The organism is Helcobacillus massiliensis, assembly GCF_033106145.1.
Taxonomy (GTDB): Bacteria; Actinomycetota; Actinomycetes; order Actinomycetales; family Dermabacteraceae; genus Helcobacillus; species Helcobacillus massiliensis.
In genome coordinates this window covers 1,789,541-1,809,212 of the sequence record NZ_CP136959.1, presented here as the reverse complement: position 1 = coordinate 1,809,212, position 19,672 = coordinate 1,789,541, and the positions used below count along the sequence as shown (strand labels likewise).

The following is a 19,672-nucleotide window of genomic DNA, read 5'->3' as shown; positions in this document are numbered from 1 at the left end:
AGACGTCCGCCCGCTCAGGCGCGCATCGGTACCATAACCGCATGTCCCAGCGCCGCTCCGTCACCGTCGAAGCCGTCGAGATCCCCACCGATATCGAGGCCCTGCCCGGTCGCCTCTTCCGCCCCGACGGGACCGGTGACGCCCCCGGCATCGTGCTGCTGCAGGAGATCTTCGGCCTGTCCGAGTACGTCCTCGACCGCGCCTCGGACCTCGCCGCCGCCGGGTACGCCGTGCTCGTGCCGCAGCTGTTCGCCCGGCTCGACCCGCCGATCACCGCGATCGACGAGAGCATCGGCATGGAGGCCGCTCTGCCGGAGGCGATGGAGCGCACCGGTGAGCTCGACTGGGGACGCGCCGTAGCCGACGGCGTCCACACCTTCCACGCGCTGCGCGGCACCGACGGAGTCCGCCATGACGAGGTCGCCGTGATGGGCTTCTGCTACGGGGGCGGACTCGCGTTCAACGTCGCCGCCCAGTCCGCGCGCGACGGCGCCGCCCCCGCCGCCCTGATCGCGTTCTACGGCTCCGCGCTGCCGGACCTGCTGGACCTCGCCGCCGAGGTCGACATCCCCAGCCTGCACGTGTTCGGCACGGCCGACACCTTCATCCCCCTCGACCAGGTGGAGCGCATCCGGGAGGCCGTCACCGCCGACGGGATCCGCGACCAGGTCGAATTCCACCTGCATGAGGGCGCCGGGCATGCCTTCGACAACCCGCACCCGATGTTCCACCACGAGCAGGCGTCCCGTGACGCGTGGTGGCAGATGCTGGAGTTCCTCACCCGTCGGCTGCCCCTCTGACCTACAGCCCCAGCACGACCTTCGCGATCACGAAGTAGATGACGAGGCCGGAGGCGTCCACGAAGGTGGAGATGAACGGGTTGGAGAACACCGCCGGGTCCACCTTCAGCGCCCGCGCAATGATCGGCATGACACCGCCGACGGACGCCGCCACCGAGCACAGCGCCACTAGGGTCAGGCCGATCACCAGGCCGATCATCGTGCTGTAGAACAGGCCCGCGATGACGAACCCGAGGGCGCCGAGCAGCACGCCCAGCAGCAGGCCGGTGCGCAGCTCACGGGAGAACACCCGCAGAACGTCACGCGGCTCCACATCGTCCAGGGCGAGGGCGCGCGTCACCGTGGTGGCGGCCTGATTGCCCATGTTGCCGCCGATGCCGATCAGCAGCGGCACGAACAGCGCCAGCACCGTCACCTGCTCGATCGTGGACTCGAACACCTCCAGCACCTGCACCGTCAGCGTCGCGCCGACCGCCAGCACCAGCAGCCACACGATGCGGGTGCGCACCAGGGCCCGGATCGGGGTGGACAGGTACGGTCGGTCCAGCGGCTCCGTGCCGCCCTGACGGGCCGTGTCCTCATCCTCCGCGCGCTCCACAATGCGGGCCGCATCATCGAGCGTCATGATGCCGACCACGCGGTTCTCCAGGTCCACCACGGGCGCCGCGAGGATGCCCTGCGTGGCGATGCGCCGCGCTGCCGACTCCTCATCGAGGCCCGCCGGCACCGTGATCGCCTCCCGCATCAGCTCACCGATCAGGGTGTCCGACGGCGCACCCAGCAGGGCCCGCATCGAGACGACGCCCTGCACCCGTCGGCCGTCATCGAGCACGGGCAGCAGATACACCGTCTCCGCGTCCTGGAGCCGCGCGGTGATCCGCAGCATGGTCTGCGCAACCGTCAGCTCCGGGTGCGTGGACACGAACTCCGGGCTCATGCGGCGCCCCGCGGTGCCCGGCGCATACCCGAGGATCGCGTCGGTGACGCGGCGCTCTTCGGGGGAGAGGCCGTGCAGCAGCTTGGTCGCGACCGAGGCCGGCATCTCCTCCAGCAGCCACACGCGGTCGTCCGGGTCGAGTTCCTCGAACAGCTGCGTGACATCGGTGCTGCGCATCCCGGTCACGATCTCCGCGCGCAGCGCCGGGTCCAGCGAATCGAACACGATCGACGCGCGGTCCTTCCGCAGCAGCCGGAACGTCACCGCCCGCGTCTTCGGCGGGAGGCGCTCGAGGACCCGCGTCACCTCCGCCGGCGACAGCGGATCGGTGAGGGCGGAGACTTCAGCGAGGTCGTCGGCTGCGACAGCGCGGCTGATGCGATCGGTGCAGGTGAGGATGTCCGTGGCCACGGCCCGATCCTAATGGCCCTAGTGGTCGCGCCAGTACGGGTCCGAGCCGTCCTCCACGATCGCGGCGGTCACATCGTCCACCACCACTGCCTTCTGCTCGGCGGTCATGGTGCGCTGGTCCGGCTGGTTCTCCAGCTCCAGGGCGCGCTCGGCGGGGGAGCCGGCCGCCACAGCGGAGCCGACGGAGCCCGGGACATCGTCACCGCGCAGCGACGCGCCCGCCGTCTCCGGCATGAAGAACACCGCCACCAGGCCCACCACGCAGGCCAGCACCATGTAGAACGCCGGCACCAGCAGGTTGCCGGTCTCCGCGATGGCGAAGTCGTTGACGTACGCCGCGGTGCCGCCGAACAGGGACGTGGCGACGTTGTAGGTGATGGCGAACCCGGCGAACCGCGCCTTCGTGGGGAACATGGCGGGGAAGGTCGCGGTGATGGTCGCGAGCTGCGGGATGTACAGCAGGCCCAGCACGGCGAAGCCCACCATGGCGAGGATGAAGCTCTGCCCCATCAGGTAGAACATCGGCACCGCCAGCAGCGCGAGCCCGCCCATGGAGAAGTACCAGGAGCGTTTGCGGCCGAACCGGTCCGAGGCGGCGCCCGCGAACGGAATGCACGCCATCATCAGCACCTCACCGACCAGCACGATCAGCAGGCCCTCCTGCGCCGGCAGGTTGATCTGCTGCTCCAGGTAGGTCGGCATGTACGCCAGCAGGGTGTAGTTGACGATGTTCAGCGCGGTGACCAGGCCCGTCATCACGAGCATGGCGCGCCAGTGGCGGCCGATGAGGGCGAAGAGACCGGGGGCGTCCTGCGCGGGGCCGTCCGCGGCAGGGGCCTCCTGCGCCTCCTCGAACACGGGCGATTCGTCCAGCTTGGTCCGCAGATACAGGCCGATGAAGCCCAGCGGCGCCGCTACCAGGAACGGCAGGCGCCAGCCCCAGGAGGACATGAACTCCGGGGTGGTGAACGTTTCGAGTCCGAGCATGATGGCGGTGCCGAGAGCGAAGCCGCCGAGTGTGCCGAACTCGAGGAACGAGCCGAAGAAGCCGCGGCGGTTGTCCGGCGCGTACTCCGACATGAAGGTGGCGGCGCCGCCGTACTCACCGCCGGTGGAGAACCCCTGGATGAGCCGCAGCAGCACGAGCCCGATCGGGGCCCAGATGCCGATGGTGTCGTACGCGGGCATCAGGCCGATCGCGACGGTCGCCAGCGACATCATGATGATCGTCAGCGCCAGCACCTTCTTGCGGCCGAGCCGGTCGCCGAGCGGTCCCCAGACCAGGCCGCCGATGGGGCGGGCGAGGAAGGAGATCGCGAATGTGGCGAGGGTGAGCAGGCGGGCGTTCTCGAACGGTTCGAAGAAGTGGGCGGCGATGTAGCTGGTGGCCACGGCGTAGACGCCGTAGTCGTACCATTCGGTGGCGTTGCCGAGTGCGGAGGCGGCGGTGGCCCTCCTGACTGCGGCGGGGTCCGTGTGATGGTCCGGGGCGAGGCGGGAGTATCGGCGTCGCTTCATCCCGGGTCGGTGGTCTCTGTTGGGAACGGCTGACATAGCTGGTCCTTCCGCGGCCCGCCGCGGCGGGACTCTCCCGGCGGCGTGCGCGTCTACGCTAGGGAGACCCTGGTGTGATCTCCACCTCGTTCATGATGTGGACCACCCATCCCACGGTTCGGCACCCGTCGGCCCCTACGCTGGAGGCATGACCACCACTGCCCCGCGCCATTCCTCGCGCACTCTGCCGTACCGCCCCCTCGTCGTCGTCACCGGTGCCTCCGCCGGCATCGGGGAGGCGATCGCCCGACGCTTCGCCGCCGAGGGCGCTCGCGTGGTCCTCCTGGCCCGCCGCGCCGACCGCCTCGACACCCTCGTCGCCGAGATCGGCCGCGACACCGGCCGCTCCGGCGACGTCGACTCCTACGCGGTGGACCTCGCCGACGCCGGCGCCACCGCCGACGTGTGCCGCGCCATCCTCCACGACCACGGCACCCCCGATGTCCTCATCAACAACGCCGGCGCCGGCCGCTTCCTCTCCATTGAGGAGACCAGCGCGGAGGAGGCGCACGCCCAGATGGACCTGCCGTACTTCGCGGCGTTCCACATGACCCGCGGACTCATCGAACCGATGATCGCGCGCGGCCGCGGCGTGGTGTTCCAGATCAACTCACCGGTCGCCATCACGGCGTGGCCGGGCGCCGTCGGCTACGCCGCCGCCCGCGGGGCGATCCGCGGCTTCACCGCGGCGCTGCGGCAGGACCTGCACGGCACGGGTGTGCGGGTGGGGTCGCTGACGCCCACGCGCGTCCACTCCGACTACTTCGACGCCAACCCCGACTCCGTGGACCGGGTGCCGAAGGTGGAGGGGCTGGTCGGCACCATGACGCCGGAGGAGGTGGCGGAGACGACGCTGCGCGCCGTCCGCACCCGGCCCGGCCGCGACTCGTTCGCGCCATGGCGCTGGTCACTGTTCGCGCCCGTCGCGGCAGCGGTGCCGGCGCCGTTCGAGTGGCTGTTCCGCGTCACGGGGCACAAGCGGGTGCGCTGAGGCGCGCTCAGGCGAGCGCGCAGGCGACCCCGTTGAACCCGTGGTTGCAGTAGCCGAGCGGGTTCTTCGCCAGGTACTGCTGGTGGACCGGTTCAGCGTAGAAGAACTCGCCGGCGCCGGTGTCCGTGAGCGCTGACAGCTCCGTGGTGATCCTCCCCGCGCCCGCAGCGGTGAGCGCCTGCTGGTAGATGGTGAGGGAGGCGCGCACGGTCTGCTCCTGGGCGGGGTTCGTCCAGTAGATCGCGGACCGGTATTCGGTGCCGACGTCGTTGCCCTGCCGATTCTCAGTGGTGGGATCGTGCTGCTGCCAGAACTGTTCGAGGATGCGCTTCAGCGTGGCGTCGCCGCCGGTGTAGCGGACGATCACCGCTTCGGTGTGACCGGTGCGGGCGCTGCACACCTCCTCGTAGGTGGGGTGCGGGGTGTGCCCGCCGGCGTACCCGGCGGCGGTGGAGTGCACGCCGTCGATCTGCCAGGCGACGCGTTCGATTCCCCAGAAGCATCCGCCGGCGAGGATGATCTCCTCGGCATCGCCCGGGGCGTCGGCGCCGAGCATGTCGGTGGACAGCACGACGTGCTCGCGCGCGAGCTCGTACGGGTAGGAGTCGCGACCGGGCAGGGCATCCTCGGCGGACACCATGACCTTCTTGTGCGCGTTGATGAGATCCATGATCTGCCACATGCGCCCCAACCTACCGACCATGCCCCGTGGGTGCGTCAAGGGTCCACCGCTGAGGGCGAACAGCCGGGGTCGTCAGCGTCATCGGGGTGGCTGCGCCGCCACGCGGCCAGCCAGACGCGGGCGTCGTGGGCGCTGAGCAGGTCGACGTCATCCGTGGCGGTGACGGCGGTCCGGTCGGTGCCGATGGTCCATTCTGTTGCACCGGGTGAGCGTCCGGGCCGCGGCGGACGCGTCCGCTTCGGGTCGATCAGCTTCGCCGTCTTCACCTGGTGGTGCCGGCGGCACAGCAGGTGAAGGTTCTCCAGGTCGGTGCGGCCCCCGTCGGCCGGGGAGTGGTGGTCGAACTCCTCGATGTGGTCGGCTTCGGAGCGCTGCGCAGTCCTCCGGGTGCATCCCGGGGCGGCGCAGAGGACGTGCCGCATCCGCAGGTGGCGCAGCATCTCGGTGGACGGCTTGTAGCGATCCGCCTTCAACGGCAGGATCGCGCCTGATGCGGGATCGGTGAGGATCCGCATCCAGGTCGCCGAACGCCCTGCGAGATCGCGGGCCATCGCCACGGGGATGGGGTGGATCCCGTCGATCATTCCGCCCACGTGGGACTGGCCGAGCAGACTCAGCGCCGGGACCTGCACGAACAGCTGGAAGCGCGGGGTCGTGGCCTCGGCGCCGTCGAGACTGAACTCGGCGCGGGACATCAGCAGGGACCGGATCATCGCGCGCGGCATCGGGATACCGGATTCGGCGACCTCGCCGTCGATGTCGAGCGGGATCCGGTCACCGGACTCGAGTGCGGCGGCCTGTGCGCGCTGGACATCCTCGGCAGCGCGGTCGAGGCGCTTGATCATGGACACCATCTCGGGGACTGAGCCGTCCACCTGCACGGTCATGGTGCCGGGCTTGTCCGGCGACGGCGGCAGCAGCCGGACGTCCTGCACCGGCGCCGGCGGGGTGTCCTCATCGAGTTCGCGGAGGTAGGCCGCGAGCTCGCGGATCGCCTTGTCCACCTTCTCGGGCTCGCCATCGAACTCCCACTCGGCGATGAGCGGGTCGGCGAGGGCGAGGGTCTCCGCGGAGACAGCCCGGGTGGAGAACAGCAGGTAGTCGAACTGTGCGGCGGTGAGCTCGCCGCGCTCCAGGCGGGCCAGCGCGCCCGGGAGGCAGGTGGCGGCGCGGTGCGCACCCTCGAGGGCGCGACCGGCGCGGATGATGGAGCAGTTCAGGGCAATGCCCACGCGGATCTCGGCGAGTTCGGCGGCGAGGCGGGCCTCGTCACCGCCGTCCTGCTCCACGTGCAGGCGGGCGAGGAGGCGGTAGTCCGCGGCTGCTTCGCGAGCGCGTGCGACGGTCCGCTCCCGCACAGCGCTCAGAGCCGCGAAGTCGGTCTCCGTGAGCGGGGTCGTCGAGGCGGACGCTGCAGTGGGGGAGAGGACGCGCTCGCGGGCGAGCTGCTGCTCCATCGGCGTGGTGCGGCGCGGGCCCCGGGGCTGGCGGCGCGGGCGCTTCGGCTTCTCGGGCTCATCAGCGATGCGTTCGGCGGACATTCCTCCCCCTCTCCACGGCGTGCGCACGTGCGCGGCTCGGGCGTCACACGAGTCGGGGCCCCATGAGGGACGGGTGCGCCGGCCGTGACGCCGATCGGTGCGGATGCCGAGGGAGAGAGGGGCATCCATGTGTTCTATCTGCTACTGTATCGAACAGTCGTTCGAGAAGTCAAGGGGGTCGATCGCATGTGTTCGAACAGGGAGGCGTCGGTGACCCGTGCCGTTCAGTCCTCCAGCGGCATCAGCAGCACCGCCGCGGTGAGAACAGCCAGCGCAGCGAGCGCGATCAGACCGTCGCCGAGCAGAGCAGCCGGCAGCGCAAGAGTTCCCAGCGCGCCGCTGACCACTGCGACCACGAGACCCAGCGCGAGCGAGATCCCCACCACCGCCGCGCCCGCGAGAAGCATCGGCCTGCGGGCCGAGCGCGCCAGCACACCGTGCGCCGGGGTCAGCCCCGCCCATGCCCAGGACAGGTGCGCCACCGCGATCAGCACCGCCAGCACGCACGCGTGCAGCAGACTGACAGGCGGGTTCGCCCCCAGCGCCCCGATCGCGATCAGTAGGATCACCAGCCCCATATCGGAATCGGGGAAGAGAGTCTGGATGATCAGCAGCGCCAGCCCGGTGCCGACAACGCCGAGGGTGACCACTCCGGTGCCGAACTGGCCCTCCTCCGGGGCCACACCGATCAGGGAGAACAGCAGTCCCGCACCGGCGAGGAACCCGGCGAGGCGCAGCAGCGCCTGCGAGCGGCTCATCGCCACAATGGAATCGGTGAGGCGGCTCAACCGGCCCTTCATCGGCCGTCACCTCCCTGCCACGGCGCCACCGGGACGCCCTGCGAGATCAGCTGTGCGATCAGGACCTTGCGTTCGGCCACGCGCATGCCCCACGCGGTCGCCCAGGAGCGATGGCTGGCGGGGACGTCGTCGCGGGCCGCCCGGGAGGCGAGGCCGGTGATGGCCGCCGGCATCGTGTCGATCACGTGCACGTCCGCGCCGGCGGCTCGGAGCCGGCCGATCTCGGCGGCGACCTCGTCGGTCAGCAGCGGCGACATCACGAAGGTGAGGGTGCCGCTGCGGACATGGCCGAGCGGGGTGAGCCGACGGATCGGGTCGCTCATCCGGTCCGCGCGAGCGAGCTGGTCCACGATGCGGCGCAGATGCCCCGGCCCGGTGCCGGCGGGGATCGAAGCGATGCGGCTGCCGAAGTCGTGGACGCGGACACGGTCGCCGAGCCCGATGTAGCGGGAGGCGAGCGCGGCGACCGCACGGACCGTCAGGTCGAGGCTGGAGCCGGTGCGGTCGGCGAACGCGGAGGCGAGGGCGTGGACGTCGCGGTCGGTGTCGGTGATGAGCAGGACATCGGTGTCGCGCTCGGTGAACATCTCGTTGACGTGGATCTCGCCGGTGCGGGAGGTCACGCGCCAGTTGACGCGGTTGACGCGGTCGCCGGTGCGGAACGCGCGGACGGACGCAAGATCGATGCCGTCGCCCTTCGTCGCCGACAGGTGGGGCCCGGAGATGCCGAGCACGCGGTTCAGTCGGCGCTGCCCGGCACCGGCGGCGTCACCAGGGGAGACGCTGATCGTCGGCGGGGACACCGCTTCGGCGACGCGGCGCGCGCCGAGGATGTCCGCGTGCTGCACCACGAGCGGACCCATGTCGTACCGGCCCCAGCTCAGTGGCAGCAGCTGCAGGCGGGTGGCGCCGGCGCCGGTGATGAGGCCGTTGCGCGGAGTCATGCGCAGCGCGGCCTGCGCCGGCATGCCGACGCTCAGCAGCGTGTGGGGCGCAGTCGTGGACACTTCCACCGTCACGGGGTCGTCCTCGAGGACGCGCTGAGCGGACACGTGGGCGACTGCTGGCGGGGTTTCGTGGGCGGCGTCAGCGGTGCGGGGGCGCAGAGCGGCGGCGAGCGCGATGTACGCGATCAGCGGCAGCGCCACGATCAGCGCGTCGAGGCGGCCGTACGCAACCGCCAGCAGGCACAGCAGGAGAGCACCGCCGAGCGCGCGCGTGTGGGCGGGGGTGGCGGTGAGCTTCACGCCTGGTCCCGGGGCTCCACCGAGGTGCGGCCAACCGGGGTGCGGCCCACTGGAGTGCGGCCGACGGGGTCTGCGCCCTCAACAGAGCGGGCGCCGTCGGCGGGGCGGAGGTCGGTGGTGGGCTGCGCGGGCTCATCGGCCGGGAGGGCTCCGTCGGCCGACGGAGCGGGCACTGACGCGAGCACATCATCGACGACCGAATCGGTCGAGATGTTCTGCAGCCACAGCTCCGGACGGATCAGGATGCGGTGGCCCAGCACCGGGTGCGCCAGATTCTTGATGTCCTCCGGGATCACGTAGTCGCGGCCCCGGATCAGCGCCCACGCCCGCGCCGTCGTGATGAACGCGAGCGACCCGCGCGGCGAGGCGCCCATCGCCACTGACGAATGTGACCGGGTCGCCTGCACGATCTCCACCGCGTATCGGCCGATCGCCTCCGACACGTGCACCGTCTCCACCGCGGCCTGCATGCCCAGCAGCTCGCCGTCCGCGAGCACCCGGTCCACGCTCTGCCCCTCCTGGCGTCGGCCCAGACGGCGCTCCAGGATCCCCCACTCGTCATCCACACTGGGGTAGCCGAACGCGAGCCGCAGCAGGAACCGGTCCAGCTGCGCCTCCGGAAGCGGGTACGTGCCCTCCGTCTCCACCGGGTTCGCGGTGGCGAGCACATGGAACGGCTCCGGCAGCTGATGCGTGGTGCCCTCAACCGTCACCTGGTGCTCCTGCATCGCCTCCAGCAGCGCCGCCTGCGTCTTCGGCGGGGTGCGGTTGATCTCGTCCGCGAGCAGCAGTCCGGTGAAGATCGGGCCCTGCCGGAACTCGAACGTGCCCGTGGCCTGCGAGAACACCTCCGAGCCCGTCAGGTCCGAGGGCAGCAGGTCCGGGGTGAACTGCGCCCGGCTGAACGGCAGGCCCAGCGCCTGCGCGAACGACCGTGCCGTCAGAGTCTTCCCCAGGCCGGGCAGGTCCTCGATGAGGACGTGGCCGCCGGCGAGGATCCCGGTGAGGACCTGCTCGAGGGCGCGGCGCTTGCCGACGACGGCGCGCTCCAGTTCATCGAGGATGCGGGTCGCGAGGCGGGACGCGTCGGCGACCGGCAGGGGCTGGACGGGGGAGTGCTGGGTCATCGGTGGCTCCTGGCGGGGCTGGTCGGGTCCGCTGGCCGCGGCGGTGCGGCCAGCAGCTGGTCGGTGAGGGCGTTCGCGTCGTCTACGAGCGCCTCGAGGTCGGGCGCGCCGCGGGAAGCGGCGGAGGCGAGTGCGGGTGGGATCTCCAGGCGGCGGCCGACGGATTCCGCCTGCGCCTCGGCGCCGGCCACGAGCGAGGACGCCATGTCGTGCAGGGCCCGCGTGTTGTAGGACGACCCGGTGAGGCCGCCGGAGAACAGTTCGTTGATGCGGCGCACGCGCGGGTCGTACCCGTCGGGGCGCAGCTCGTCCACCTCCGGGTGGCGGATGGGGAACAGGGTGAGGTGGGCGCGGCGGATGCCCTGCCGCAGCCAGAGAGCGAGGACCGCGCACGCCACCGCCGCCACCACCAGGAACAGCATGTTGATGCGCAGGTTCGCCGCTGCAGCGAGCGCAGCGGTGCCGAGCGCCGCGAGGACGGCGATGGTCAGGGCGATGAGGAGCCAGCGGGCGGCGGTGCGGGTCATCGGGCACCGCCTCGGCTGCTGGGGGAGACGGCGGGGGCGGAGTCGAGGTCCGCGAGCAGGGAGTCGAGCAGCTGCACCGCCCGGGCACGGTGCACCTCCCCGAGGGGGTGCGGGGAGAACATCGCCTGGCGGAACAGGTCGGCGAATTCGTCCACGTCCGACGCGTTCAGCGGCAGGTGCCGCAGGGCCCGCCGCATGTGGTCGGAGGGTGTGTCGGAGGCGAGACGGCGGTGCCCGTGGTCCTCCGCGGCGCGCTCCAGCTCCCGCCACGCCGCGATGATCGCCTCAGCGGCTGTGCCCTCCGCCACCAGGCGGGAGCGGGCGCGGGACAGGGTGGCGGCCGCGTCGTCCTGGCTGATCAGGCTGGTGGTGTCGATCGCGCCGGCGTCCGGCCGGACCGCGCGGGCGCTGCGGACCGCCCGGCGCACCAGGGCCACGACCAGCCACAGCAGAGCGAGCGCCGCCGCGACGATCACAGCCCACAGCAGCACCGTGAGCACCTGGTCGAGAACGGATCGCAGCGGTTCGATCTCATCCTGGTACCACTCCGGCTCCCCCTCCTGCAGCGGTGGGGGCGGCGGCGGGTTGTCGGCGAAGACGGGGCGCTGCGCGACCATGCCGTCCGGCAGCACCGCGATCGGCGACATGCGGGCGTGCAGGGACGCCGCGATCAGTGCGACGAGGCCGGCCGCCCACAGCAGCGGGGCGATGCGGATGCGGCGACCGCCCATCACGGCACATCCCGATGAGGGTGGGCGATGATGACGGACTGCTTCCCGGCGACCCGCGTGAGGATCACGGTCGCGGACTCGTCGCCGAAGCGCGCCGGCTTCAGACGGCGGCGCAGCTCCTCCGGCTCCACGGCCGTTCCGCGCTTCTTGAACTCCACCGTGCCGATCCTATGAGAGCGCAGGTGGGCCTGCAGGGCTTTCATCGAAAAATCGAAGACGTCCTCGACCGCGTACCCCTGCGCGAACGGCGAATCCACCCGCTCATCCGCCGTCAGGTAGGCGATGGACTCGTCGATCAGGTCCGCATCGAGCCGGCGGGCGAGGGTACCGATCAGGCCCGCGCGGATCACGGCGCCGTCCGGCTCGTACAGGTGGTCGCGGACCCCGTCGGCGGAGAGGTCGGGGTCGTCCGCGGCGTGGGGGCTGTCGGGGGAGGGGCTGACGGAGTCCGGATCGAGCCGGTGCACCTGGGACCCTCCGGCCCCCGTGAACAGCAGCGCGGAGCGGGCCACGCCCTCACGGGCGAGCGGCCCCAGATGCAGCACCGCCTCCAGCACCTGGCCCCGCCAGGAGATCCACTGTGTTTCGGAGCCCGTCGGCAGGTGGGCGTGGTCGATCGCGGGCGCCAGCTTCGCCGCGGTCGCGGGGATGCGGCGAGCGAAGTCGAGGATGGTGGACAGCGGCGGAAGCGCCTGCTCCGGATCGTGGAGGCGGGCGCGGCCGGCCCGGCGCGCCGGGTCGAACCAGAGGCCCTGCACCCGCGCGGGGTCGAACGCCGTCAGGTCGCCCAGTTCGATGCGGGCGGTGGGGAACAGGCGCAGGTTCGCGGTAGCGACCGCGGCGGTCTCCTCGTCCTTCTCCACGCCGATCACCTCGAGCCCGAGGCCGGCCTTCGCGAGGGTGTCCCCGCCGATGCCGCAGCCGAGGTCCGCGACGCTCTCGATGCCGGCGTCGCGGAACCTCTGCGCGTGGTGGGCCGCGATCGGCAGGCGGGTGGCCTGCTCCAGGCCGTCCGGGGTGAACAGCATCTGGTCCGCGAACTCGCCGAACTTCTCGTGCGCCTTCGCCCGCAGACGCGACTGCGTCATCACCGCGGCCACCGTCTCCGCGCTGTGTCCGTCCCGCCGCAGCGCCTCGCCGAGCTGCAGGACGCGGGACTCGTCGTAGGCGGGCAGGGAGTTCAGCAGGGCGAACCCCTCGGGCGTGAGGACGGGGGCGAGAGCGGACATACCCGCAGTCTAGCGGCGCCTCACTTCAGCGAACCGGCGCTCAGACCGCCCACGATGCGGCGCTGGAACACCAGCACCATCACGATCAGCGGCACCGTCACGATCAGACCCGCCGCCATCTTCGTGCCGTACGGGGTGTCGAACTGCGAGGAGCCGGTGAACTTCGAGATCGCCACGTTCGCGGTGGTCATCTCCGGGGAGTTCACCATCGTCAGGGCGATGAGGAACTCGTTCCACGCCGCGATGAACGTGATGATCGCGGTGGTGAACACGCCGGGGGCGCTCAGCGGCAGGATGACGCGGAAGAACGCTCCCATGCGGGTGGTGCCGTCCACCATCGCGGCCTGTTCCAGCTCCACCGGCAGTTGGCGGAAGAACGCGTTGAGGTTCCACACCGCCAGCGGCAGCGCGAAGCTCATCGTGGGCACGATCATCGCCTGGTACGTGTTGATCCAGTTGAACGGGAACCAGTCGAAACCGCCGGAGAACATCTTCAGCAGCGGCACCACGAGCGTGATCACGGGGAACATCGACGTGGCGACGATCGCGAACATCACCAGCACCTTGCCCCAGAACTCCAGCCGCGCCAGTGCGTACGCACCGGCGATGCCGAGGATCAGCACGAGGATGGTGGTGCCGCCGGCGACCACCAGGGAGTTCAGCAGCGCCCGAATGAAGTTGTTCGACGGGTCGAACACGGCGCGGAAGTTCTCGAAGGAGACGGGGTTGGGGATGAGGTCGGTGGAGCGGCCCTGCGTGGGCAGGCGCAGCGCCGAGACGGTCATCCAGTAGAACGGCGCGAGGCAGTAGATGAGGATGAACGCGATTCCGAGGCCCACGATGATCTTCGCGCCGCGCTCGCCCTTGCGCTTCTCGGGTCGGGCGGGGGCGGCGGGGCGGCCGGAGGAGGCCGACGGGTTCTGCGCGGACGCGGTCGAAGCGGCGGTGCTCATGCCATGCTCCCTTCACTGGTGGTGACGAGGCGCTTCGGCTTCGAGCCCTTCGCGCGCTTCTTCTTCGTGCGGGTGGACGACTCGCCGAGGACATCGGCGCCGAGCAGCCTGATGAACAGGAACGCCACCAGGCAGATGTAGCAGAACAGCACCATCGAATACGCCGATGCCATGCCGTAGTCGGTCTTCGTGGCGGCGTCCTGCGCGAGCATCGACAGGGTCTGGCCGCTGCGGAGCTTGCCGAGCAGCACGTAGGGCAGGTCGAACATGCGCATCGCGTCCAGCAGGCGGAACAGGACCGCGACCACGAGGACGGGACGGATCAGCGGCAGGGTGATCGACCAGAAGGTGCGCCAGCGTCCGGCGCCGTCCACCTTCGCGGCCTCGTACACCTGCTCGTCGATGGTCTGCAGGCCCGCGAGGGTGAGCAGGCCGATGTAGGGCGCGGTCTTCCAGATGTCCGCGATGAGGACCGCGGCCTTCGCCTGCCAGCCCTCTGTGGTCCACAGGATCTGGTAGTTCAGCAGGCGGTTCGCGATGCCGTTCGCATCGAAGATCAGCTGCCACATGAGGGCGGACACCACGGTGGGGATGGCCCAGGGGATGAGAATGGAGGCGCGGATCAGGCCGGTGGCGCGCAGGGCGCGGGCCATGATCAGGGCCATCGCTACGCCGAGCACCGTCTCGATGCTGACGCCCACCACGGTGAACAGGGTGGTGTTCCAGAACGCGTTCCAGAAGCCGGCTCCGGCGCCGGAGGAGGTGAACGCGTCGGCGTAGTTCTGCAGGCCCACGAAGGTGTCGCCCTGCTGCAGCAGGCCGGTCTCGGGGTCCACGCCGTCGTCGGCGCGGAAGAACGACTGCCAGATCGACAGCACCAGCGGGAAGCCCACCACAACGGCGAGCAGGATCAGGGTGGGCAGGAGGAGCAGGTACGCCATTCTGCTCTCCGCCCCGAACAGACGGGACTTCACAGCCACATCGGGCCTTCTTTCATCGGGGGAGGGGCGAGGAGGGCGGGGTGCCGGCCGCTCTGCCGGCGTCCCCGCCCTCCGTCACGGTCAGGACTCGAGGGATTCGAGCTGCTTCTGCAGCTCGTCCATCGCGGCCTTCGCTTCCTTCTCACCGGAGAACACGGCGTAGCCGGCCTCCTGGATCGCCTGGGTGACATCCCCGTACTTCACGACCTGCGGGCGCGGCGTGCCGCCGTCGATCGCTTCCTTCAGGGTCGGGAAGAACGGGAACTTCTTCAGCACTTCCTCGTCCTCGTAGACCGCGGCCGACGCCGGGGCCTGAGCGGTCGCGATCGCCCACTCCTTCTGCTGCTCTTCGGCGGCCATGAAGGCGATGAAGTCCACCGCCGTGCCCTGGTTCTTGCCGAACGCGGAGATGGCGTAGTTGAGTCCGCCGAGGGTGGAGGATCCGGGCTTGTCGCCGACGCCGGGGATCGGGGCGACGTCGATCTTGCCGTTCACCGAGGAGGAGCCGTCCTCGTTCTGGGCGAGCTCCCACACGTACGGCCAGTTCTGCAGGAACGCGAGTTTGCCGTCCTGGAACGCCTGGCGGGACTCCTCCTCCTTGTAGGTGAGGGCCTCCTTCGGAATGTGCTTGGAGTCGAAGCCGTCGCGGACTGCCTGCACACCGGCGATCACGTCGGGGGTGTTGACGGTGGGCTTGCCCTGGTCGTCGAACAGGGCGCCGCCGGCGGACTTCGCCAGGCCGGTCAGCTGCACGGTCAGGCCCTCGTACTTGGAGTACTGGGAGCCGAAGCCGAGGGTGTCCTTGCCGTCGGGGGACCTCCTGATCTCGTCGATCAGCTGGTACATCTCCTCGAAGGACTTCGGCGCCTCTTCGGTGCCGGCGGCGGACAGGAGGTCCTTGCGGTAGAAGAGGAGCTCGGCGTTGGTGGTGAACGGGACGGCGTAGAGCTTCTTGAAGTACCTGCCGGTCTCCACGGTGGCGGGGATGAGCTCCTTCAGCGGGAACTTGTCCTCCGGCAGCTCCACCACCCACTGCTGGGCGGCGAACTCGGCGGTCCACACCACGTCGAGGCCGAGCACGGTGAAGGCATCGGACTTCGCCTGCGCGTTGTTGATGAACTGGGCGCGCTGCTCATCGGCGGACTCCGGCAGCTCCGAGAGGGTGACCTTCTCGTCGGGGTGCTGGGAGTTCCACTTCTCGAGGAACTCCTTCAGCTTGCCGGAGGTGTCCTTGCCGGTCGCGAAGGTGATGGGGCCGCGCTCGTCGAAATTGCCCTGGGCGGGCTCGGCGCCGCCGGAGGAGGACTTGTCGCCTCCGCAGGCAGCGAGACCGAGAGCTGCTGCGCCGGCAGTGCCAGCGGCGAGCACACCGCGGCGGGAAGGGGTGAAGCCAGATGACATTGGGGTTCCTCCTTGAATCCAGGCGCCGAACAGCGCCTCTGTGACCATACTGTAATACGTGTGATCTGCTGCATCCGGAGCCTTTCGCCCGCTGGATCAGGGCGCGAGCTTCACCAGCGCCTTCTGCAGTGCCTTCATCTCCGGCTCCACCTCGGCCTCGCCCGAGATGATGCGGTACGCCGACTCCTGGATCGCCTGCGTCACCTCTGCGTAGCGCACGGTCGGCGGACGCGAGACGCCTGCGTCGATGCCCTCCTTCAGTGCCGTCCAGAACGCGTACCTGTTGATCAGATCCTTGTCCTCGTACAGGGAGGTGAGGGTCGGTGCCTGCGCGGTCGCCATTGCGAACTCCTTCTGCGACTCCTCCTTCACCAGGTAGGAGATGAAGTCCGCGGCTGTGCCGTGATTGCCGGCAAACGCGGAGATCGACCAGTTGAGACCGCCGAGAGTGGAGGCGCCCTTCTTCCCGCCGATGCCCGGCAGCGGCACGAGGCCCACCTTTCCGGTGACCTTCGAGGATCCGTCCGTCTTGTTCACCAGTTCCCAGATGTACGGCCAGTTCTGCATGAACACCAGCCGGCCGTCCTGAAACGCCTGGCGGGACTCCTCCTCCTTGTAGGTGAGCGCCTCCTTCGGGATGACTCCGGAATCGAACGCCGACCGCAGCTCGGTCATGGCGCGGATCGCTTCGGGGGAGTCGGCGTGGGGTGTTCCCTCGTCGTCGAAGAGCACACCGCCGGCGGAGGCGATCAGGCCGGTGATCTGCACTGTCAGCCCCTCGTACTTCGCGAACTGGGAGCCGAACCCGAAGACTGACTCCTCCTTGCCGGTGATGGCCTCGGCGATCTCGAACATCTCCTCCACCGAGGTGGGGGCGCTGTCAGCACCTGCCTTCTCCAGCAGGTCCTTGCGGTAGAACAGCAGCTCCGCGTTCGATGCCCACGGCACGCCGTAGAGGCGGTCGAAGTAGGTGGCGGTGGTGACGGTGGACGGGACCATGTCGTCGAAGGGGAAGCGGTCCTTCGGCAGCTCCACCACCCACTTGTTGGCGGCGAACTCCGCCATCCACACCACGTCCATGCCGAGGACCGTGTACGCGTCGGACTTCGAGCGAGCGTTGTTGACGAGCTGCACACGCTGCTCGTCGGCGCTTTCGGACAGTTCCAGGAATGTCACCTCTTCGTCCGGGTGCTCCTTGTTCCACGCCTCCACCTGGCTGCGCAGATGCCCGGTGGTGTCCTTTCCCTTCGCGAGGGTGATGGGGCCCCGCTCGCTGAAGTCCGCCTTCGCGGGCTCGCCCGGATCGGAGCCATCGCCGGAGCCTTTGGAACCGCAGGCGGCGACGGCACCGGCGGCGAGGGCGGCAGCGGTGCTCGCCATCATGGTGCGGCGACTGGGGGAGGTCCAGGTGCTCATCGGAGCGTCCTCTCATCGGAGCCGGATGTGGTGCGCATCACTGTAGCCCACCCGGATACAGTGGCCCCATGCCCATCCACTCGTCCCTCGGCCCCGTGCAGTGGCGCGCCGTCGTCCAGCAGGTCGCGCAGCTGCCCGATGCGCGCACCCGAACCCTCCCCACCGTCGAGGCCGGCGGGCTGGTCCTCGCCGCACCCCTGCTCGCCGCCCGGCCTGCGCCCCAGTTCCCGCAGAGCGCGATGGACGGCTTCGCGATCCGCAGCATCGACGCCCCGCACCGCACCTACCGCGTCATCGGCGACATCCCCGCCGGCGTCACTGGCGACATTCTCACCGCCGACGGGGACCGACTCGACCTGGACCACTCCACGCTCGATGAGCAACCGTCGGCCCTGAGGATCATGACCGGCGCCCGCGTCCCCGACGGCTTCGACATCGTCGTCCCCGTCGAGCACACCGACGCTGAGCAGACCGGTGACGCACCCGCCTCCATCACCATCCACCCCGACGCCGCCGCCGAACCGGCCACCTTCACCCCGGGCCGCCACATCCGCGACATCGGAGAGGAGATCCCGCTCGGCGCCGAACTCGCCGAGGCCGGGCGCCGCCTCACCCCCACCCTGATCGCGGTCGCGCTCGCCGCCGGCACCAGCGAGGTCACGGTCGAGCAGCCGCGCCGCGTCGCGATCATCATGACCGGAGACGAACTGGTCTCCGCGCACTCCGCGGACGCGGGTGACAGCGGTGAGGTCCTGGAGTCGAACGGGCCGGCGCTCGCGGCGTCCCTGCGGCACTTCGGTGTCCGTTCGAGCGTGGAGCACATCAGCGATGAGCCGGCCGCCCTGATCGCCGCCGTGGCCCGCCGCGCCGCGGACAGCGACCTCATCATCACCACCGGCGGCGTCGGCTCCGGCGCGTACGACGTCGTCAAGGCCGCGTTCGCCGCCGGCACGGACTCCCCAGCGGCGGGTGCGTCCCGATTCGAGCACCTGGCGATGCGCCCCGGCGGACCGCAGGGCGTCGGCACGTACCAGGGGGTGCCGATGGTGCACCTGCCGGGCACACCCGTCGGCGCGATCGTCGGGTTCCACCTGTTCATCCGGCCCCTGTTCGAAACGGTCCCCTCGGACATCATGGTCCCCGCCGAACAAGCGGAGGAGGCGAACACCGGGCACGGGCCGCGCACGCCCCGTCGCCGCGGCGCGGAGGTGAAGCCCGCCGTGATGGAGCACCGCGAGGGCGCCGTTGTGGTCCGGGAGGTTCCCGGCCGGCGCCTGCTGCCGTACGCCACCGCTGATGCGATGATGGTGACCGGTCTGCAGGGCACCGACGAGGTCCTCGTGATTCCCCTGCTGACCGGGAAATGACGGATCCGGAGGGAAGAACTATGGCTCGACGCGACGACCCCGCCACGATGGCGGAGCTGCAGGCGTTCATCGACTCGCTCACGGCGGAGGTGGACGGCATGCCGGCGATCGACGACGACGCCCGGGACCGCATCCTCGGCGTCACCGGTGTCACCGCGCACGGCATTGTGCGCCCCGCCGGACCGATCGCGTCGCTGCTGATCGGCTACCTCGTGGGCACCGGCCGCGCCGCCTCCTGGCAGGACGCCGCGGACACGGTCCGCGCCGCAGTCCGCGCCCGCATGGACGAGCACCCCGCTGATGACCGCTGAGCCGAGCGGAACCACTGACCGGCCGCTGGAGACGCTGCGGGCGCGCTCCAGCCTGTGGATCGGCGTGGTTGCGCTGGCGCTGGTGATCATCCTCGTGGGCAACGCCGTCCTCGCGGTGGGGGCGGCCGACGGGCTCCGACGCTTCGGCCCGGTGATGCTGCTGATCGCGGCGCTGCTGGTGGTGGTGATGATCCTGCCGGGCGTGCGTGTGTTCACCGACCGCATGGAGGTGCGGAACATTCTGCACACCTACCGGATCCCGTACAGCGCGGTGGATCGAGTGCGGATCGGGTCGATGCTGAAGATCGATGCGGTGGATGCCCGCGGCGAGAACCGGACGGTGACGGCGTGGAGCGCCCCGGCGATCCGGAAGCAGGGCCTGCTGGACGCCTTCTCGCGGACGTCCTCGAAGAAGCCGCCGACCGCGCCGATGGGGCAGACGTCCAGTGCGCAGCTGCTGGCGGAGCAGAAGGCGTCGGCGGCGTGGCCGCTGAAGGAGCGGGTGGACGGCTACCAGGACCATCATCTGGTGGACGGTGAGCTGACCGGGGCGATGCAGGTGCGGCTGAACGGCATCAGCATTGCGGTGCTGGCGGCCTCCGTCGGCCTGATCGCCCTGCAGGCGCTGGTGTAGATCGGCCTGCAGGCGCTGATATAGCGAGGAGCG

19 protein-coding genes are annotated in these 19,672 nt (G+C 70.3%); 5 read left to right on the top strand and 14 right to left on the bottom strand.

The annotated features are described in order from the left end of the window. Positions 1-41 precede the first annotated feature (41 nt). Positions 42-800: a dienelactone hydrolase family protein gene (locus R3I40_RS08410; RefSeq protein ID WP_285261764.1), complete on the top strand. Its 759-nt coding sequence runs from the start codon at positions 42-44 to the stop codon at positions 798-800. 1 nt (position 801) lies between these two features. Here the strand turns inward: R3I40_RS08410 and mgtE are convergent, their stop codons facing one another. Both mgtE and R3I40_RS08400 read right to left on the bottom strand, forming a co-directional pair. Next, complete coding sequence (mgtE, locus tag R3I40_RS08405; protein ID WP_183377107.1) at positions 802-2,148, bottom strand: magnesium transporter; 1,347 nt, start codon at positions 2,146-2,148, stop codon at positions 802-804. 18 nt (positions 2,149-2,166) lie between these two features. Continuing rightward, positions 2,167-3,666 carry an MFS transporter gene (locus R3I40_RS08400; RefSeq protein WP_285261765.1) on the bottom strand — a complete coding sequence of 500 codons (1,500 nt, stop codon included), beginning with the start codon at positions 3,664-3,666 and terminating at the stop codon, positions 2,167-2,169. A 184-nt stretch (positions 3,667-3,850) separates the two neighbouring features. Here R3I40_RS08400 and R3I40_RS08395 point away from each other — a divergent pair, with 184 nt between their 5' ends. Continuing rightward, positions 3,851-4,693 (top strand): SDR family NAD(P)-dependent oxidoreductase, encoded by an 843-nt coding sequence (locus R3I40_RS08395; RefSeq protein WP_285261766.1) that lies wholly within the window; start codon positions 3,851-3,853, stop codon positions 4,691-4,693. Positions 4,694-4,700: 7 nt separating this feature from the next. On the opposite strand, the gene msrA is transcribed toward R3I40_RS08395, so the two are convergent. The 12 genes from msrA to R3I40_RS08335 all read right to left on the bottom strand — a co-directional run bounded on the left by msrA (position 4,701) and on the right by R3I40_RS08335 (position 17,327). Then, the gene (gene msrA / locus R3I40_RS08390) at positions 4,701-5,375 is read right to left on the bottom strand and encodes a peptide-methionine (S)-S-oxide reductase MsrA (protein ID WP_285261767.1); all 675 of its coding nucleotides are present in this window, start codon (positions 5,373-5,375) and stop codon (positions 4,701-4,703) included. 35 nt (positions 5,376-5,410) lie between these two features. Then, positions 5,411-6,916, bottom strand: a complete 1,506-nt coding sequence (locus R3I40_RS08385) for an HNH endonuclease signature motif containing protein (RefSeq protein WP_285261768.1) — start codon at positions 6,914-6,916, stop codon at positions 5,411-5,413. Positions 6,917-7,140: 224 nt separating this feature from the next. Beyond that, on the bottom strand, positions 7,141-7,716 hold the full coding sequence (locus tag R3I40_RS08380; RefSeq protein WP_259923276.1) for a hypothetical protein: 576 nt from the start codon (positions 7,714-7,716) through the stop codon (positions 7,141-7,143). Continuing rightward, a complete protein-coding gene (locus R3I40_RS08375; RefSeq protein ID WP_183377112.1) occupies positions 7,713-8,963 on the bottom strand; it encodes a DUF58 domain-containing protein in 1,251 nt (416 codons plus the stop codon). The genes R3I40_RS08380 and R3I40_RS08375 overlap by 4 nt, the downstream gene beginning before the upstream one ends. Then, positions 8,960-10,090, bottom strand: coding sequence for an AAA family ATPase (locus R3I40_RS08370; RefSeq protein WP_285261769.1), 1,131 nt, complete (start codon positions 10,088-10,090; stop codon positions 8,960-8,962). The genes R3I40_RS08375 and R3I40_RS08370 overlap by 4 nt, the downstream gene beginning before the upstream one ends. After that, positions 10,087-10,617, bottom strand: a complete 531-nt coding sequence (locus R3I40_RS08365; RefSeq protein WP_239373785.1) for a hypothetical protein — start codon at positions 10,615-10,617, stop codon at positions 10,087-10,089. Before R3I40_RS08365 ends, R3I40_RS08370 begins: the two co-directional genes overlap by 4 nt. Next, positions 10,614-11,348, bottom strand: coding sequence for a DUF4129 domain-containing protein (locus tag R3I40_RS08360; RefSeq protein ID WP_239373783.1), 735 nt, complete (start codon positions 11,346-11,348; stop codon positions 10,614-10,616). The genes R3I40_RS08365 and R3I40_RS08360 overlap by 4 nt, the downstream gene beginning before the upstream one ends. Next, positions 11,348-12,577, bottom strand: coding sequence for a class I SAM-dependent methyltransferase (locus tag R3I40_RS08355; protein ID WP_285261770.1), 1,230 nt, complete (start codon positions 12,575-12,577; stop codon positions 11,348-11,350). The genes R3I40_RS08360 and R3I40_RS08355 overlap by 1 nt, the downstream gene beginning before the upstream one ends. Before the next feature lie 20 nt (positions 12,578-12,597). Then, the gene (locus R3I40_RS08350; RefSeq protein WP_183375898.1) at positions 12,598-13,530 is read right to left on the bottom strand and encodes a carbohydrate ABC transporter permease; all 933 of its coding nucleotides are present in this window, start codon (positions 13,528-13,530) and stop codon (positions 12,598-12,600) included. Beyond that, positions 13,527-14,471, bottom strand: coding sequence for a carbohydrate ABC transporter permease (locus R3I40_RS08345; protein ID WP_239373777.1), 945 nt, complete (start codon positions 14,469-14,471; stop codon positions 13,527-13,529). Before R3I40_RS08345 ends, R3I40_RS08350 begins: the two co-directional genes overlap by 4 nt. 120 nt (positions 14,472-14,591) lie before the next feature. Next, the gene (locus R3I40_RS08340) at positions 14,592-15,911 is read right to left on the bottom strand and encodes an ABC transporter substrate-binding protein (RefSeq protein ID WP_239373775.1); all 1,320 of its coding nucleotides are present in this window, start codon (positions 15,909-15,911) and stop codon (positions 14,592-14,594) included. Between the two features lie 96 nt (positions 15,912-16,007). After that, positions 16,008-17,327, bottom strand: a complete 1,320-nt coding sequence (locus R3I40_RS08335) for an ABC transporter substrate-binding protein (protein ID WP_239373773.1) — start codon at positions 17,325-17,327, stop codon at positions 16,008-16,010. A gap of 68 nt (positions 17,328-17,395) precedes the next feature. Between R3I40_RS08335 and R3I40_RS08330 the strand changes: the two genes are divergently transcribed. Genes R3I40_RS08330 through R3I40_RS08320 form a run of 3 tightly spaced genes read left to right on the top strand, consistent with a single transcriptional unit; the run spans position 17,396 to position 19,639 of the window. Then, positions 17,396-18,694 carry a molybdopterin molybdotransferase MoeA gene (locus tag R3I40_RS08330; RefSeq protein ID WP_285261771.1) on the top strand — a complete coding sequence of 433 codons (1,299 nt, stop codon included), beginning with the start codon at positions 17,396-17,398 and terminating at the stop codon, positions 18,692-18,694. Positions 18,695-18,714: 20 nt separating this feature from the next. Next, positions 18,715-19,005 carry a DUF6457 domain-containing protein gene (locus R3I40_RS08325; RefSeq protein WP_239373768.1) on the top strand — a complete coding sequence of 97 codons (291 nt, stop codon included), beginning with the start codon at positions 18,715-18,717 and terminating at the stop codon, positions 19,003-19,005. Next, on the top strand, positions 18,995-19,639 hold the full coding sequence (locus R3I40_RS08320) for a hypothetical protein (RefSeq protein ID WP_285261772.1): 645 nt from the start codon (positions 18,995-18,997) through the stop codon (positions 19,637-19,639). The genes R3I40_RS08325 and R3I40_RS08320 overlap by 11 nt, the downstream gene beginning before the upstream one ends. The last annotated feature ends 33 nt before the right edge of the window (positions 19,640-19,672 follow it).